The following is a 15,323-nucleotide window of genomic DNA, read 5'->3' on the forward strand; positions in this document are numbered from 1 at the left end:
CCACCTGTTCTATTTTAGGGACTTATTGGACAGCCTCGGTCTATACAATATTGTTTAGTATTCGCCAGTCAACGGAACTTTCCATTGCTTTTCAACTGGATAATAGCTTCTCATTGAAACAAGGTGTAATGTCAATTCCTCTGGCACTTCTTCTAAACCGTGCAGTTGCAAATCCATTGTTGCTATATGGCGGCCGTTTTTATCCTTTTCGTCCATGATTGAGCCACTGAAGGTTGTAGGGTAGCTTCTGCCTTTACCATCAACAGCAATCCAGTTGCCGAAGTCTGAGTCAAGAGAGTCCATACCGCCTTCCATTTTAATGATGACAGATTTATCCTCGCCGAATAACGGCTTTTTCACACTTTTGACTGTTAAATGTGAGCTTTTATAGTCGAAAGTTACGGGATTCTTTTGGATGTCTTTCGGTTTCATTGTTACAGAGAAATCTGTTAGATCCTTTTTATAGACGCCATCCAGTACAAAGGTAAGTTGGTCTTCATTTTTTGGAACGAATGAATGGATCCAACCGGTGCCACCCGACGTACTCAGGTCCTTGCCTTCACCTTGCAGCATGCCTGCCGCATCTGAATTCTTATCGCCAGCTGTTGAATAAATCACTTTTCCTTCCGCGTTTTCAATATGGTATTTAATTTCGGTACTGTTGCCAAATATTAGGTTATCCACGCTGCTTTTTCCGAACTTTTCCTCGAACTCGCGTTTTGCTTCGTTAAACTTGTTCTGTTCTTCCTTTGTATAAGCTGTTTCGAAATACAATTCCATTGAAGAAGGCGCTGTCTGCAATTTCTTCAAATCGATTTGGACACCATGATGGATGGAGGTTGCATCTTTCAAATCCGCCATTTTTGTTAGTTTGCGGTTTTCATGCAAATCGACAGGAACATCTAATTGCCAGTTGCCCTTTACGCCATTTAGTTCGACAAGATTGAAACGAATTGTCAGCCGCTCTAAATTATCTTCACCACGCAATGAGAATTGAACGAATCCATAATCGCTTCCTTTTCGCCAACCTGTACCAACGCCTAAACCATCCAGTACGTTTCCATTTTGATCAATGGCCATAATATCATTGTTAGAGTCTGCCATGTTCAAATTTGTATCTAGCGTTTTGCCGTCTTTATTCAACACTTTATAAGAAAGCGACACTCTGGAAGAGTCTGCAATAACGTCTTCCACGCGTAACGTCAGCCCTTGGTCCTCGACTTCAAGATCAACCCTTTTCGTCAGTCCGGACTCCGCCGCTATTTGCAAGCCTTCATCGACTTGGTCGGTTGCGAATAGACCGCCAATGAATTGTGCGAAGGCAGGATTGACAGTTGCACCGATGCCAACCGCCATAACGATGCCTGCTGCTACGATCATCACTTTTTTCCAAGGTGCTTTACGCCTTTGTTTGTAAGCCTTCCCATATGGCTCTATTTGATCTAAAACAAGATCAGTGAAATTCTCAGGCAGAGTAGGGGTCTGCAATGTTTCTTTAATAAAGTGCTGTTCCTCTTGAAAAGCATTGACAACTTTTCCACAAGAAGTGCATGACTGCACATGTCCTTTAATTTCCGCCATTTCCTGTTCAGGTAGCAGCTGATCTACAAATTGTGATAGCTTATCCGCCGTTGGACAGTTCATGAAAATATCCTCCTTCACGTTTCACTGTATCTCTCATCTTTTTCTTTGCACGGTGCAATTTATTGCGTACTGTTGATAAAGGAACTTCCATCAATTCGCCGATTTCATCGTAACTCATGTCATTCACATAACGGAGAAGAATAATGAGCCGTTCATCTTCAGGCAAAGTGGCGATGAGCCGTTCCAATTGCCGACTTTTCTCTTTCTTCAAAAACACCAACTCGGGATGGTTCGGATTGACGGACATTTCGTCATCGATTTCAACTTGGACTGTCGCAAACCGCTTTTTCCGAAATTCATCCATGCAATGATTGATGGAGACCCGGTAGAGCCAGCCGGCAAATGAGCCACTCCTATCATATTTATCAAGGTTGCGGTACACTTTGATGAACGCATCTTGAACGAGATCTTGTGCATCTTGCGGATTTTTCGTCATCCGCAAAATCGTCGCATACAGTTGATTTTTATATTTGTTGATAATATGTGCATAGGCTTGTTTATCGCCAGCCAATACTTGCTGGACCCATCGCTGTTCGTCTTCCATGGTGACCTCCTAACTGAAACGGACATGCGCATGTCATTTGTTGTTTCATTTAGTATAACGGGTTGGGATTAAGAAAAATTTCATAGTTAGGAGATTTTGTTGGAAATAAATACGATGTTATTGGATTTTGTCTTATAGTTAGAGGATTGGAAGAGTGAAACAGAGAATTGTGATAGATGATTTTCATGATTGCAGAAGAGGTGAAGAAATGCGTGGAGTGGCTTTTAGGATAAGAAACGCACATGGTAAACCTTTATACGACATTATGAGGAGTATTGCGGATCCATCCTGGTATTGGTCCATAGATCTCGTAGAGTCCTATCAGGTAGAAAATGGTGAACGGACTGTGCCACTTTTTCAGGAAACAATTATGGATGGCCGATCATTCTTAGACCATATTGCCAATACAGCTTCCTATCTCATCTTTGTTGATTTGAAAGCATTCCCTACAAAAGAAAGTATTGTAGAAGTAAAAGTGTTCGAAGATTACATGGGAAGTGATTGTCAATGTTCACTTATTGTGATCGACTCTTCGTATGTATGGATTCTTGCAAAAGATCAACAGCTGATTCATAGTCTCTATGAGCGGGCAAAGACAAACGGTTATACACAAATAGAGTACATTCCCGAAGAAGATGATTTGAATACGATTTTGAATGTGTGGGGCTGAGTCCCGTTGGTATAGAATCTCCGAAGTCATCGATTCAATATGATACACTGGGGAAAAATGCAAAGGACTGAGGATGGATGACAAATTCTTGGCATGAACGGTTTTCTGCAGAAGAATATGTATATGGAAAAGAGCCGAACGCTTTTGTCGTAGAAGCGGCGAAAGACTTACCGAAAGGAAAAGTGCTTTGCATCGCAGAAGGGGAAGGACGCAACGCCGTTTATCTATCTTCCCTCGGCCATGATGTGACAGCGTGGGATTACGCGCAAGCTGGGCTCGATAAGACGCAGCAACTGGCGAATGAAAAGGGTGTAACCGTGGAGACCGAACTGCATGATTTGGCGGATGTGGAATGGAAATCGGAGCAGTGGGATGCGATTGTCCACATTTTCGGCCATTTGCCGCCGGATGTCATGGAAAGAACGATGGCAGGTGTTCAACAGTCGCTGAAAGTAGGCGGCTTTTATGTGAGTGAATTATATACGAAGGAGCAGCTTCGTTATGGTACAGGCGGACCGCGTGATGCGGCAATGCTTGCGAATCCAGCTAACATACTGCAAAAGTTCAATGGCTATTTCATCAAACATTTCTACGTCGGGGAAGTAACCCGTAAAGAGGGACAGCTTCATACAGGACAAGCCCATGTCGTGCAAAGTATTTTTCAAAAGAGAGAGGAAGCGTAAAGATGGATGGACGTAATCGAAGTGATGTGAAGCCGGGATTGAAAGTAGCTGTCATTTTGAAAAAGGACCAGCGTACAGGAGTGAAGACGGAAGGCGTCGTCAAGGATTTATTGACGAACTCGAGCTTCCATCCGCATGGCATTAAAGTTCGGCTTGAAGACGGTCAAGTTGGACGGGTAAGCGATATTTTAGAGTAATCTCGCTTTCGAGAACGCACTCAAAGTGGGAGATTCAGTACCTAAAGATAACGTACGCGCGCAAAAAATATCGAAAGCCGGCGAAGGGGTATCCATTGTCCTTTCGCCGGTTTTCCTATTTACAATAGCTATCTACTCTTTCGCCTTGTTAAGCGGAATGATCAGGTTCAATAGCACAGTCGCCAACGCGCCAACTGTAATGCCCGAAGACAAAATATAGTTCGCCCAATCTGGTACAGTTGCGAGCACTTCTTTCGGTAGAACGGTTACTGCGATTGTTAATAAAATCGGAATGCCGATAACCATCATATTGCGGTCATCTATTTTAATTGGCTGGATAACTTTCATGCCGTTTGTAACGATTGCAACGCATACGATACCAAAGATGCCGTTAATGACAGGCTCTGGGATGCAAGTGATTGCGGTTGATAGTTTTGGAATGAGCCCAAGGCAGACTAAAATGCCGCCACTTACCATAATGACTGTTCGGCTTGCTACACCGGTAATGGCAAGTAGCCCCGCGTTGGATGAATAGCCCGTCATCGGCGTGCTGCCGACTAATGCGCCTGCGAAACAGCCTAGTCCTTCACCGACGGAAGCGCGATTCAGCCGTTTTTCATCCAACTCTTCTCCCGTGACGGAAGAAACGACAAACCAAGTACCAGTCGTTTCAATTAAGATAATCAAATAGACGAAAATCATAGAAATAATCGCGCCTAAGTCAAATATCGGCTTTCCAAAAGGGAGTAGTGATGGCAATGAAAACCATGCCGCTTCCTTTACCGGATTAAAGTCGACTGTGCCGAAGAAGCTTGCTGTAATTATGCCGCCTAAAATGGCAAGCAACACTGAAACGAGGCGAAAAAACGTGCCTAATCCTCCTAATCTGCGTCCTAACAACATACAGATGATGACGATCGCTGCGGAAACGGAGGCAACGATAATGTTTTCACCGATATTTCCTTCCGCAAGAAAGATATTGTTCAATCCGACAGGCATAAGTGCAATACCAACGATAATAATAACTGTCCCACCGACTAAAGGCGGAATTATTTTTCTCACTGCCTTTGTAAACCATTTTAACGGATAGCCGATGAAAGCGATCAAAATCGCCCCGGGTATCAAGCTCCCTGCAATGGCCCCAAGCCCCAATTTGCCTCCGATAGCAGCGATAGCACCAATCGGCACATAAGATGGACCTTGTACGACAGGCATTTTAATGCCAGCACCTGTTTGAATTAACGTTGCAATACCTGTCGCTAAAAAGCACATTTGAACAAAAAACGCTGTATTTTCCAGCGTTAAGGACAGCAAGCCTGCGATGATAATTGGTGCTATGTAAAGATCCATTGCAAGTACATGCTGCAATCCTAAGATGAAAGCTTTCGGTGCACGCACTTTATCGTTTACGCCAATGATGATTCCGTTCTCCTCATGTTTCTCCAAACTATTTTCCCCGCTTCCACGTTATTTGGCTTATTTTCAATTGAATTATAGTGTAAAAATGTCTTTTTGTACATATAAACCGAACAATAAATTACAACTATATTAAATTCGTTCGTATTTTATGTTGACGAATGGCTTGTATAGTGAGTAAACTAAACATATGAAAAAGTAGACGGGAGGAAATAGGATCATGATGGAAGATACAGTATTGTTGGAGGACTGGATCGTTGCATGCCGTTCAGAAGATGTGAAAGAGAAACCGATCCAAGTCGTTTTAATGGGAGAGCGGCTTGCGATTTTCCGCAACAGCAAAGGCGTACATGCATTTAAAGATTTGTGCATCCATCGTGGGGCAGCTTTATCTTTAGGAGAGGTGAAAAATGATTGTCTCGTATGCCCGTACCATGCATGGGAATACGATGATCAAGGTGCATGCGTGCATATCCCACAATTGCCTGAAGGACGGGCAATCCCGAAAAAGGCGAAAGCAATCTCGTATAGCTGCGTTGAAAAATATGGTTTCATCTGGGTGAATTTTGCAGGGAATGAACCCGCGTTTTTCGACTATAAACCGATGGCGGATGACAGCTATCATAACGTCATTTGGGGTCCGCAAGAAGTCGTAGCAAAACCACCGCGGATTGTTGAGAACTTTCTTGATGTCGGACACCTATCTGTTGTGCATGTCGGAGCCCTAGGTACAGAAACTCATCGTGAAGTAGTGGATTACAAGGTACATAAGGAAGGAGACCGGATTTATTCTGATGAAATCGCCATCTTCCAACCAGATCCAGATGGCTCAGGCATCCCGAAATATGTTTACTATACGTATGAAATCCACCGTCCGTTCACAGTTAGCTTTACGAAAAGGGATAAGGAAAATAATACGCTCATGACGATTTTATTGACCGTTCGTCCAATTGACGAGGAGCGTTCGGTAGCTTATGGCATTTTGTCCTTCAACTATGAAACAGGGCTTTCAGATGAAGCGATTATCCAATTCCAAGATGACATTTTTGCACAGGACAAGCCAGTTGTTGAAAATCAAAAACCGGAAGAGCTGCCGCTTGATTTGCAAGTGGAGCTATCTCTCGTTTGTGATCGGATGAGCATTGCGTATAGACAATATTTGAAGGAATTAGGCGTTACGTTAGGAACTGCATAATGGGGAGATGCCGGATAGAAAGTAGGTCTATCCGGCATTTTTTATTCCACTAATTGTCATCTGTTAGAATAGATTTACTTTTTAGAATCCGTTTGCTACATTAAAATTCAATCAAATAAAAGGGGGAATGTGAAGTGGGGGCACTCATACAACGAGTTGGGACAAACTATATCCCTGTGGAGGATCCGCAGAAATCATCAAGATGGTATCAAGAGATAATAGGGGCTGTTGAAAAATACAGCGATCATGAAAAAGCAATAATCGATTTGGCAAACCAAAGTTTTTTCTTAGTCAAAGCGCAATCAGGAGAGCGTGCTAACTTTTTCAATCATCGAGGGTTCGAGCATTTTTGTATGACGTTTGAAGTGGATGGAATCGAGAAACTTCGAGAACTGCATGCCTATTTACAAGAAAAAGAAGTGATGGTCGGAAATATCGAAGATCGAGGACATCAGGGAAACAATTTTATTTTTATAGATGTCGATGGGAATAAGTTTGATGTATGGAGTGAGCTGAGTCCAGATTTTAAAGAGAGGTACGGGATCAATTAAAAGAAATAAAAACTACGATACAAATGAAACTGATGTAGGGTAGTTTGGGACTGTTCTACATCAGTTTAAAAATTATTTTGATCAAAAACAACTTTAATAGGATGGTCAATAAATTTAAAAAAGGGTATATAAATACCTGCCACGGAAACTGAAACGATTGTAAAGCCAACTAAGAGATACAATGGACGTACACCCCATAATTCACTAATGATTCCACCTGCAAGTATGCCAAGCAGCATAGATGTCCGAATGATCGCAAGTCGAACGGATGATACTTTCCCCATCATTTGATTTGGGATGACCTGTTGGCAGATTGATAAATTATGAATACTGAAAATGGCCATTGCGATTCCTGCAGTCATTTCGATGAAAATCGCAAAAGAAAGCATTTTCGTAAGTCCTAAGGCAATATAAGTACTTCCTCCAATGACGAGAGCGCCTAACATTAATTTTCTGCGGCCCATTTTTGAAAATTTGCCTATAATTATTGATCCGATCACATAGCCACAAGGGAAACTTGCCATGAAAATCCCATATTCTTGATAATCCCCTTTTAATACTTCCGTAATATAAGGGAGCGTAATGACCATAGTGGCGCCAACTCCAAATTGAACAACAGCGAGAAAGAAACTGAGCCATACAATAATTTGTTGTCGAAAGAAATATCGGATCCCATTTTGAAACTGGGATAGCCAAGTCTTCCGGACCGTTAGCTCTAATTTTTTCTCACTCACAAATAATAGTGTGAAGCCGCTCATCGTTAACAATATGCAGACAGTTGCCAAGGTTGGGCGCACGCCAATCAATTCAATAAAGCTGCCTCCTAAAACAGGAGCTAAGAAAAGCATAAGCCTTGTCGTTCCATCAAGATAAGCATTTGCAGAAGGAAGTTGATCCTTTTCGACAATAGTTGGCGTGATGGCTTGACTAGCAGGAACATAAAGCGGTGTTATAAGCCCAATAACGATTTGTAATAGATAAATAAGCCATATTTCAATTGTACCGAATGATAGAATTGCGAGAGGCAAGAGGAAGACAGCCGCCCTCGTCCACTGAGAAAATACCATAATCCACTTTCTGCTCCATTTGTCGATAAAAGGGCCGCTAATAAGCTGCAATAGTATCGATGGAATATAGTAGAGCAGCCACATGCTTCCTAATGCCATTTTGGAGCCGGTCAACTCGTATACTAAAACTGTGTTGCAAAACGTCCCGAAGGCTCCGCCCAATTCGGAAACTGCACTTCCTATCCATAAAGATACAAAGCTTTTACATTTCAACACAGGATTGCGATGCATAATTTTGCTCATTGTTTTAAGTAAAGCTGTAGCTCTTTCGATAAGGAAGTGACGGAGTTTTCCTTTATTGTATACTTTGATGTTTTGATTCCGACAAGGGAAGCAGCACGCAATATTTTTAAATGATGGTGGGCAGTTGATTTACCAAGATCCAGCCGTTCAGAAATCTCTTTAAGTGTGTAATCATCTTCGGATAATAGCTTTACCATTCGAAGTCTGACTTCATCCCCCAATGCCTTGAATTTTTGAATTAACAAGTAGTCAGGGAGATATGGATCATTAGGGTAAATATTATAATTCGGAATAGGATAATAAAAAACTTTCGTCCCCTCTATATCAGAAACGATTGTCCAAGGACGATATGTCATTTGAGGTATGAATAGAACTCGATAAACACCTGGCTCCGGAATGTACTCCGAGCCATTTGTAGCCCAAGCAACAAATTCCTCCGCATTCATTTTTACCGCCATTGTTCTTTTTTCTAAAAGATCTCGCTCAATGATTTCAAATAGTTCCTCAGACTGTGGAAAAATAACGAGGTTGTACCATAATGTGATCACATCGCATAGATGTTTTTTCAATTGCTGCTTATCCACATGAAAAATAAACTCAATATAACTCGGGAAGAAAGGATTGTCTTTAGTAGCTTTTTGTAAGGCATTCATTGCATGCAGATCGCCTTTGGATGCTTGTCTTCTTATTTTCTGCAATTTATTTCCTATGTAAGGCAAGCAATTGTAGCATAACTCTTCCGCTGATAATTGTTGAATAAACTCTGTAAATTGTTCTAAGGTACTACCGTTAAACATATGCAAGAGCTGAAGTAAGCTTTTCCACGTATTATTCTTCTCTACGTAATCTAGTTCATTTTTTAACTCTCCCGGCATTTCACTTATGATTTTCTCAAATTCTTTTTCTTTCTCTAAAGTATCTAAGAGAGGGATATTCGTAATTGCTGCGATTCCTAAAGCACTTTCCCAAAGCAAAGAGTGTTCAAATTCAATTTGGTAAGACTCTCTTTTTTTACCGGTGATTGATAAAGTATTCAAAATGAGTTCATCTCCTTTCTTTCAGACAAGTATAACGATTAAATTTTGATAGTTCAACTACTTTCGAATGAGTTGTTCAATATAAATGGAATTAATAAATATTTCCAACATGCTGTATAATGGTTTTATACATCAAAGCGGGAGGAAATGAGATGCGTAATTTCTGGAATGGCTTTATGGTATTCATCATCATGGCATTGCTTTTGCCTTTCGTCGGGTTCGGGATGCTGATTCTTTATTTTAGTGGATTGGAATTTTTTATTCCGTTAATCGGTGCGGCATATTTATCTTTGGGTGCTTTTGTCGTGATGGCTTATTTTGATTTGCACCGATTTAAGAGGTTTTTCATTATGGGGGCATCTGCCGTTCTATTCATTTCACTTATTTTTGCAGTGCCGGGGGTTTATGACCGGTCGAAAATGGTTGTTAGAGACGGCTCTGTCGATTTATATGAGTACAGTCCATTCGTAGAGAGGACGAAAGCCGTTTCGCTCGATCGACCAGCTTCCTTTCAAATTGAAGAGGATTTGCCTGTAATTGACGGTGCGACTGCGCTTTATCCGATTTACTCGGCATTTGCTCAAGCGGTTTACCCTGAAAAAGAGTATGATCCGTACAATAGCGAAGTGATGTCAAACCGGACTGGCCAAGCTTATACGAATTTGCTTAACGGCAAGGCGGATCTCATTTTCGTTTTGAGACCATCGAAAGCGCAGTTGGAGCAAGCGGAGCGTGCCGGTAAGGAACTAAAGCTGACCCCAATCGGGAAAGAGGCATTCGTCTTTTTTGTTCATGCGAAAAATCCTGTGAAAAGCTTGACGGAGGATGAAATTAAAGGGATTTATTCTGGAGAAATTACGAACTGGAAGGACGTCGGCGGAAAAAATGATTCGATTCGTGCATTCCAACGTCCTGAAAATAGCGGCAGTCAAACTGCACTCCAGCAATTTATGGGTTCTGTGCCGATTATGGATCCGCCGACTGAAGATATTGCTTCCCTTATGGGGACGATTGTCGATCAAGTTTCCGATTATAAAAATCATAAAAATGCGATTGGTTATACGTTCAGATATTATTCAACGCAAATGGTTACGAACAATAAAATTCGCTTATTAGGTGTAAACGGTGTTGAACCGACTGTTGACACAATCCGGTCAGGAGAATATCCAATTTCAAATGAATTTTATGCAGTTACGGCAGGAACCGACAATCCGCATGTCGAAGCGTTTATAGAGTGGATGCTGTCGGATGAAGGTCAGGAAATTGTCGAGAAGACAGGATATGTGCCAATCCGGTAGCGAGGATGAAAGGATGCGGGGTGTGTAATGGCAAATGTTTTGGAGGCTATTCAAGTTAGCAAGGATATAGATGGACGTTCAATCTTGCAAAATATATCATTCCAATGTTCAAATGACACAAGGTTATTAATCCGCGGGAAAAATGGTTCCGGCAAAAGTACATTGCTTAAGCTTTTGGCTGGCATTATAAAACCTTCGAGCGGAAAAATAGCTGGCAGTGCTCAAAAAGTTGGTTACGTGCCTGAGCATTTTCCGGAAGGCTTGCGGTTTCGATTAAAGGAATATTTATTATTGACTTCATCATTCCAAGCAGGATCAAAAGAAATCATTGAAGGCGAACTATCGAATTACATTCAGATGTTTGGCATAGAGCCATTTTTGCAAACTCCGTTGAAAGCTTGCTCGAAGGGAACAAGGCAAAAGGCTGGTATCATTCAAGCTCTTTTAATGAAGCCCGATGTTTTATTATTGGATGAACCACTGACAGGGTTAGATATAGAATCTCAACAAATTCTTGTGAAATTATTGGAGGGATTCGATATTCCTATCATCTTCACTTCCCACGAAGATGAATTACTGATGCATTTGGCGAAGGAAGTATTACATATTGGCACTGGGGAAGTGACACCTTATTTTATACATGCAGCTCCGAAAAAACGGATTAAAGTAGAATATAGTAGCAAGGAAGTCTTTAAGGACTTTCCTGTTAATGAAATACAATATGAAGGAAGTGAAGCTATCTTTATTGTAGATGGAGAAACGAGCGATCAGATTTTAATAGAACTGTTGCAGAAGAACTGTTCAATAGTAGATGTGAGGGAGATAGAGTAATGGCTTGGAAGTTTATTCAATATCAATTCATTAGCTATATTCGTTCGCTCACGTTCATACCGCCGCTCACGGTATTCATTGGCTGGATCATTCTTTTCTATACGTATACCGGCGTTCCAATCATGAGCAGCTATGCTGTAACTTGTGTATCTTTATATTTAATTATGACGTGGGTTGCGATGAGCGTTTTTTCATTGGAAGAGGATGGCGAAAAAAACTTACTGTTTGTCCAACTGCCTAACAAAGTACAATATTTGTTGGGTAAGTGGATTGTTTGTGTATTGATTGCATCATTTTTGGGATTGTATGCCATTGTTTATCCGCTGGCAATAAATAGCTTTATAGAGTCTGCCGATTTTACATATATAAGTATCGCGATTTATGGTCATCTTTTTTTCGCTGTTTTCGGTATTTTCATCGGTTCGTTTTTTTCAAATACAAAGGTGGAATCCAAAAGATTCGCATGGTTGTCAGCAATGTTAGTGATCGCTATTTCGATTGCGCAAGAGGGCATTATTGAGAAAGCGATAGTCTTCAAATGGATCTTGCTTCCTTTTCCTCCGGTTGCTCAAGTTCTTCGTTATTTTTCAGATGAAGCATTCCATATTGGCAAAGACTTTTGGATGAGTGCTGCTTGGGTTGTTTGTTATTCTTTAATTAGCGGTTTTGTGATTATGAGGATATTTATGCGGCGGGAGCAATATTGAAGGGCTATGGCAAGGTCATTACATAGAGGAGGCATGGTTCATGTGTTTGTTTTATGGCAAGCTTCAATGATCATTTCTTTTTTATCGTTCTTTTTTGGTTTATTCACAAGATCGAAAACTGCTTTGCTTATTAGTTTCGTTACATTTTTACCGATCGGCTATTACTTTTTTGGCGCGAACAATGCGTTTAAGCTTATTGCATTGTTGGCGTTTGTGCCGTTATTGATCATCTATTTATTTTACCGCCATGAAAAAAGGAGTGCAGCGTCATGAATCTTGTAGAAACTTTGGGAATTGACCATCCGATGATCCAAGCCCCCATGGCAGGTGTTACAACACCAGAGTTTGTGGCAGTATCATCGAACGCAGGTTTATTGGGATCGGTTGGAGCGGGTTATTTAGGGGCGGATGCGACGCAGGCATTTGTTTTGCAAGTGAGAGAGTTGACGGATAAGCCATTTGCCGTTAATTTATTCGTGCCTGAACATACGAAAGTCGATCAGGAGCAGCTTCGAAAAGCATATACTGCGTTACAGCCGGTTGGCGAGCGATTAGGTATGCCTTTTTGGAAAGCGCCGTTATCAGAATCTGAATTTGACGAACAAGTGGATGTACTGATCGAGGAAGGTGTGCCGGTTTGCTCATTTACATTCGGCATTCCGGACGGCCAGACAATCCGAAAGCTAAAGGAAGCAGGTGTTTTCTTGATTGGCACTGCAACGACGAAGGAAGAAGCGAAAGCGGTGGAAGCGTCCGGGATGAATGCGGTTGTTGCTCAAGGGAGCGAGGCGGGTGGACATCGGGGTTCATTTATAGGAGAGGAATATGTGCCACTCCATGAATTGATAGCTGATACAGTTGAAGCAGTTAAAATACCGGTCATCGCGGCAGGAGGAATCGCGAATAAAGAACAGATGGATGAAGCTATGAAATTAGGTGCACAAGCCGTACAAATCGGAACGGCCTTGTTAGCAACAGAAGAAAGCGGCGCCCATCCTCTGTATAAGGAAGCCGTTTTATCAGCAAAGCTTGGCTGTACGCAATTGACGAAGGCGTTTTCTGGGAAATCAGCGAGAGGCATCCGGAACACATTCATGGATATGATGGCAAGTGCTCCAATCGCCCCTTATCCGTACCAAAATGATTTAACAAAAAGAGTGAGAAGTGAAGCGGCAAGATTAGGGAAACCGGAATTCATGTCACTTTGGGCAGGGGAGCAAGTGCATGAAACGGAAAGCGGCTCGGTCGTTGAAGTCGTTAGGCGATTTGTAAAATGAATGGGGAGCATACGAACAGGCAACGTTCGTATGCTTTTTTGATGTTTGTGAGGCGTTCGATTGGGAGAAAGGGATGAAAGGGCGAATCGGTAGTAAACTCTCCCGAATCGGTAGTATCACCAAGAATAGCCTGGCAGAAAGCAAAAGGTGCCTGACGTTGGCCACCCTTTACTCTCCAAGCCCACTCACATATACCACGGCAATGTATATTCCATTTTCTTGCCTTTTCCTTTCTTTTGCTTTGAAACTTTCCATATGCCGTCTTCTTTTTTCACTTGAAAAAGCATGTTTGTGCCATCTGATTTTTTGAAAAGGATCAGTCCTTCATCACCTTTGATGTAGGTGACGGGGCTGATGACATTTTTGTACGGTGGTTTAATTTCCGGATTCAAGATCGTCATCGCAATTTCTTCTGCGATGTCAGCTAGCGTTCGGTATTCGTTATGTTGCTGTGCTTTGTATTGCAGCTGCGGCAAATCGTATCGTTCAAATGGCAATAAATTCAGATGAAATGTATGACTAATGTCGATAATGACTTCATCGTAAAAGGCGTCTTTCTGTTTTTCTTCTTCATCCCCTTCATGAGAGAAGCTAAGTGTTACGATCCCCCCAGAATTTACGTCGAAACGAATTGTTTCAACTCCGTAAGGGGGATTGAGAGGCCCTTCAAATGTATTCACTTGCACTTCTACAGTGAATTGAAAACCGCCATCAGATTCACGTTTTATATTCAAAATTTCAGTATCATACAAAGCAAATGATTTTGGGTAGCCATAGTACTCTGTAATGGCTTTTGAAATATAAGGGCTGAGTGCAGTGAGCAATGTATCTTGAAGAGTTTTTTCCGGTATCGCCTTTTGGTTGGCCTCTGTAGACGGAGGAAGGGCTGTACATATAATGAATAGGAACATGACGAAAAGTAGCTTTTTCACCTAAAAACCTCCTATCTGTTGTTAGTAGTAGGATGTGCTGTGGCGAACAAACGATACATTCGGTTAGTCGAAAAAATTGATTCTTAAATTGACCCAATTGCGCTATAATTGTTGAAAGTGAGGAAGAAAGTTTGGTGGAGTATATGAAAAAATATTTCGGAGAGATTGGATTGATGCTTACCGCCATTATTTGGGGCAGCGGCTTTGTCGGCAGTGCTGTCGCATTGGAATCGTATTCGCCTTATCAAATTTTAGCGGGGCGTTTTTTAATTGGTGCCGTTTTGCTATGTATCGTTTTTCATAGAAAGTTAAAAAGTATACATAAATCTACGTTAATGAAAGGGACGGTTTTAGGTGTCTTTCTTTACATTGCATTTGCGCTGCAAACAGTCGGTATACAATTTACAACACCATCGAAAAATGCCTTTTTGACTGCAGTAAATGTTGTGATCGTCCCATTTATTGCATTCGTTCTTTATAAGAGAAAATTGGATTGGTTTGAAGTGATTGGCGCGATACTTGCGATTGTAGGCGTAGCCGTTTTGTCTTTGCAGCTATCCGCAGAAATCAATATTGGCGATTTTCTTTCTTTTTGTTGCGCCATTGCATTTGCATTTCATATTTTTTATACTGCGCAATTTGTAAAACAGGAAGATCCGGTCGTGTTGACACTCATTCAAATGGCTGCCGCAACACTGATTGGCTTCATTGTCGTTTTATGTTTAGGTGAAACTTCTTTCAGCACGCAGACTGAAGGTCTTGCTTCGTTGCTCTACTTAGGTATTTTTTCAACAACAATCGCTTTTTTATTGCAGACAGTTGCTCAGAAATTTATTTCGGAGACGAAAGCTGCAATTATCCTTTCTACGGAATCCTTTTGGGGCATGGCGTTCTCTGTCATTATTTTAAGTGAAGTTCTTACCGTTAAGATGGTGATTGGCGCCATTTTAATACTATCCGCAATCATTTTATCGGAAACGAAATTGAGTTTTTTGCAAAAGAAGAAACGCGTGTATTTAGAGTAGAAATAG

Annotated in this window: 17 protein-coding genes; 11 read left to right on the top strand and 6 right to left on the bottom strand. The window is 41.5% G+C overall.

From position 1 onward, the window contains the following. Window positions 1-54 precede the first annotated feature (54 nt). Both ACFQ38_RS10185 and ACFQ38_RS10190 read right to left on the bottom strand, forming a co-directional pair. Complete coding sequence (locus tag ACFQ38_RS10185; RefSeq protein WP_381480644.1) at window positions 55-1,644, bottom strand: DUF4179 domain-containing protein; 1,590 nt, start codon at window positions 1,642-1,644, stop codon at window positions 55-57. Next, entirely contained in the window at window positions 1,622-2,188 is a 567-nt protein-coding gene (locus tag ACFQ38_RS10190; protein ID WP_381480646.1) for an RNA polymerase sigma factor, read from the bottom strand. Before ACFQ38_RS10190 ends, ACFQ38_RS10185 begins: the two co-directional genes overlap by 23 nt. A gap of 154 nt (window positions 2,189-2,342) precedes the next feature. On the opposite strand from ACFQ38_RS10190, the gene ACFQ38_RS10195 reads away from it, so the two are divergent. The 3 genes from ACFQ38_RS10195 (at window position 2,343) to ACFQ38_RS10205 (ending at window position 3,738) form a co-directional block, all read left to right on the top strand. Further along, a complete protein-coding gene (locus ACFQ38_RS10195) occupies window positions 2,343-2,858 on the top strand; it encodes a DUF2691 family protein (RefSeq protein ID WP_381480648.1) in 516 nt (171 codons plus the stop codon). A 77-nt stretch (window positions 2,859-2,935) separates the two neighbouring features. Continuing rightward, window positions 2,936-3,541, top strand: coding sequence for a methyltransferase domain-containing protein (locus ACFQ38_RS10200; RefSeq protein WP_381480650.1), 606 nt, complete (start codon window positions 2,936-2,938; stop codon window positions 3,539-3,541). Window positions 3,542-3,543: 2 nt separating this feature from the next. Continuing rightward, window positions 3,544-3,738, top strand: coding sequence for a YwbE family protein (locus ACFQ38_RS10205; protein WP_336824712.1), 195 nt, complete (start codon window positions 3,544-3,546; stop codon window positions 3,736-3,738). Window positions 3,739-3,870: 132 nt separating this feature from the next. On the opposite strand, the gene ACFQ38_RS10210 is transcribed toward ACFQ38_RS10205, so the two are convergent. Then, a complete protein-coding gene (locus ACFQ38_RS10210) occupies window positions 3,871-5,184 on the bottom strand; it encodes a uracil-xanthine permease family protein (RefSeq protein ID WP_381480653.1) in 1,314 nt (437 codons plus the stop codon). Between the two features lie 187 nt (window positions 5,185-5,371). Here ACFQ38_RS10210 and ACFQ38_RS10215 point away from each other — a divergent pair, with 187 nt between their 5' ends. Further along, window positions 5,372-6,349, top strand: a complete 978-nt coding sequence (locus ACFQ38_RS10215) for an aromatic ring-hydroxylating dioxygenase subunit alpha (RefSeq protein ID WP_381480765.1) — start codon at window positions 5,372-5,374, stop codon at window positions 6,347-6,349. Window positions 6,350-6,483: 134 nt separating this feature from the next. Next, the gene (locus ACFQ38_RS10220) at window positions 6,484-6,900 is read left to right on the top strand and encodes a VOC family protein (RefSeq protein ID WP_336824710.1); all 417 of its coding nucleotides are present in this window, start codon (window positions 6,484-6,486) and stop codon (window positions 6,898-6,900) included. A 65-nt stretch (window positions 6,901-6,965) separates the two neighbouring features. Here the strand turns inward: ACFQ38_RS10220 and ACFQ38_RS10225 are convergent, their stop codons facing one another. Continuing rightward, the gene (locus ACFQ38_RS10225; protein WP_381480656.1) at window positions 6,966-8,198 is read right to left on the bottom strand and encodes an MFS transporter; all 1,233 of its coding nucleotides are present in this window, start codon (window positions 8,196-8,198) and stop codon (window positions 6,966-6,968) included. Window positions 8,199-8,206: 8 nt separating this feature from the next. Beyond that, window positions 8,207-9,247, bottom strand: coding sequence for an ArsR/SmtB family transcription factor (locus ACFQ38_RS10230; RefSeq protein ID WP_381480659.1), 1,041 nt, complete (start codon window positions 9,245-9,247; stop codon window positions 8,207-8,209). A 152-nt stretch (window positions 9,248-9,399) separates the two neighbouring features. Here ACFQ38_RS10230 and ACFQ38_RS10235 point away from each other — a divergent pair, with 152 nt between their 5' ends. The 5 genes from ACFQ38_RS10235 to ACFQ38_RS10255 are packed head-to-tail and all read left to right on the top strand — an operon-like array spanning window position 9,400 to window position 13,360. After that, window positions 9,400-10,545 carry a PstS family phosphate ABC transporter substrate-binding protein gene (locus tag ACFQ38_RS10235; protein ID WP_381480661.1) on the top strand — a complete coding sequence of 382 codons (1,146 nt, stop codon included), beginning with the start codon at window positions 9,400-9,402 and terminating at the stop codon, window positions 10,543-10,545. A gap of 27 nt (window positions 10,546-10,572) precedes the next feature. Next, window positions 10,573-11,376 carry an ABC transporter ATP-binding protein gene (locus ACFQ38_RS10240; protein ID WP_336824707.1) on the top strand — a complete coding sequence of 268 codons (804 nt, stop codon included), beginning with the start codon at window positions 10,573-10,575 and terminating at the stop codon, window positions 11,374-11,376. Next, window positions 11,376-12,083, top strand: a complete 708-nt coding sequence (locus ACFQ38_RS10245) for a hypothetical protein (protein ID WP_381480663.1) — start codon at window positions 11,376-11,378, stop codon at window positions 12,081-12,083. The genes ACFQ38_RS10240 and ACFQ38_RS10245 overlap by 1 nt, the downstream gene beginning before the upstream one ends. Window positions 12,084-12,125: 42 nt before the next feature. Beyond that, window positions 12,126-12,356 carry a hypothetical protein gene (locus ACFQ38_RS10250; protein WP_336824705.1) on the top strand — a complete coding sequence of 77 codons (231 nt, stop codon included), beginning with the start codon at window positions 12,126-12,128 and terminating at the stop codon, window positions 12,354-12,356. Next, window positions 12,353-13,360 (top strand): NAD(P)H-dependent flavin oxidoreductase, encoded by a 1,008-nt coding sequence (locus tag ACFQ38_RS10255; RefSeq protein ID WP_336824704.1) that lies wholly within the window; start codon window positions 12,353-12,355, stop codon window positions 13,358-13,360. Before ACFQ38_RS10250 ends, ACFQ38_RS10255 begins: the two co-directional genes overlap by 4 nt. A gap of 185 nt (window positions 13,361-13,545) precedes the next feature. Here the strand turns inward: ACFQ38_RS10255 and ACFQ38_RS10260 are convergent, their stop codons facing one another. Then, window positions 13,546-14,292 (bottom strand): DUF3888 domain-containing protein, encoded by a 747-nt coding sequence (locus tag ACFQ38_RS10260; protein ID WP_381480666.1) that lies wholly within the window; start codon window positions 14,290-14,292, stop codon window positions 13,546-13,548. A 143-nt stretch (window positions 14,293-14,435) separates the two neighbouring features. Here ACFQ38_RS10260 and ACFQ38_RS10265 point away from each other — a divergent pair, with 143 nt between their 5' ends. After that, window positions 14,436-15,317 (top strand): DMT family transporter, encoded by an 882-nt coding sequence (locus ACFQ38_RS10265; RefSeq protein ID WP_381480767.1) that lies wholly within the window; start codon window positions 14,436-14,438, stop codon window positions 15,315-15,317. Window positions 15,318-15,323 lie beyond the last annotated feature (6 nt).

Origin of the sequence: Sporosarcina contaminans (assembly GCF_042679045.1) — a bacterium.
GTDB classification, from domain to species: Bacteria; Bacillota; Bacilli; order Bacillales_A; family Planococcaceae; genus Sporosarcina; species Sporosarcina contaminans.

What these genes read in the sequence shown, in the direction of transcription:
- ACFQ38_RS10185 (WP_381480644.1), bottom strand. Translation starts at nt 1,644, where the DNA reads ATGAACTGTCCAACGGCGGATAAGCTATCACAATTTGTAGATCAGCTG.
- ACFQ38_RS10190 (WP_381480646.1), bottom strand. Translation starts at nt 2,188, where the DNA reads ATGGAAGACGAACAGCGATGGGTCCAGCAAGTATTGGCTGGCGATAAA.
- ACFQ38_RS10200 (WP_381480650.1), top strand. Translation starts at nt 2,936, where the DNA reads ATGACAAATTCTTGGCATGAACGGTTTTCTGCAGAAGAATATGTATAT.
- ACFQ38_RS10205 (WP_336824712.1), top strand. Translation starts at nt 3,544, where the DNA reads ATGGATGGACGTAATCGAAGTGATGTGAAGCCGGGATTGAAAGTAGCT.
- ACFQ38_RS10225 (WP_381480656.1), bottom strand. Translation starts at nt 8,198, where the DNA reads ATGCATCGCAATCCTGTGTTGAAATGTAAAAGCTTTGTATCTTTATGG.
- ACFQ38_RS10235 (WP_381480661.1), top strand. Translation starts at nt 9,400, where the DNA reads ATGCGTAATTTCTGGAATGGCTTTATGGTATTCATCATCATGGCATTG.
- ACFQ38_RS10240 (WP_336824707.1), top strand. Translation starts at nt 10,573, where the DNA reads ATGGCAAATGTTTTGGAGGCTATTCAAGTTAGCAAGGATATAGATGGA.
- ACFQ38_RS10245 (WP_381480663.1), top strand. Translation starts at nt 11,376, where the DNA reads ATGGCTTGGAAGTTTATTCAATATCAATTCATTAGCTATATTCGTTCG.
- ACFQ38_RS10255 (WP_336824704.1), top strand. Translation starts at nt 12,353, where the DNA reads ATGAATCTTGTAGAAACTTTGGGAATTGACCATCCGATGATCCAAGCC.
- ACFQ38_RS10265 (WP_381480767.1), top strand. Translation starts at nt 14,436, where the DNA reads ATGAAAAAATATTTCGGAGAGATTGGATTGATGCTTACCGCCATTATT.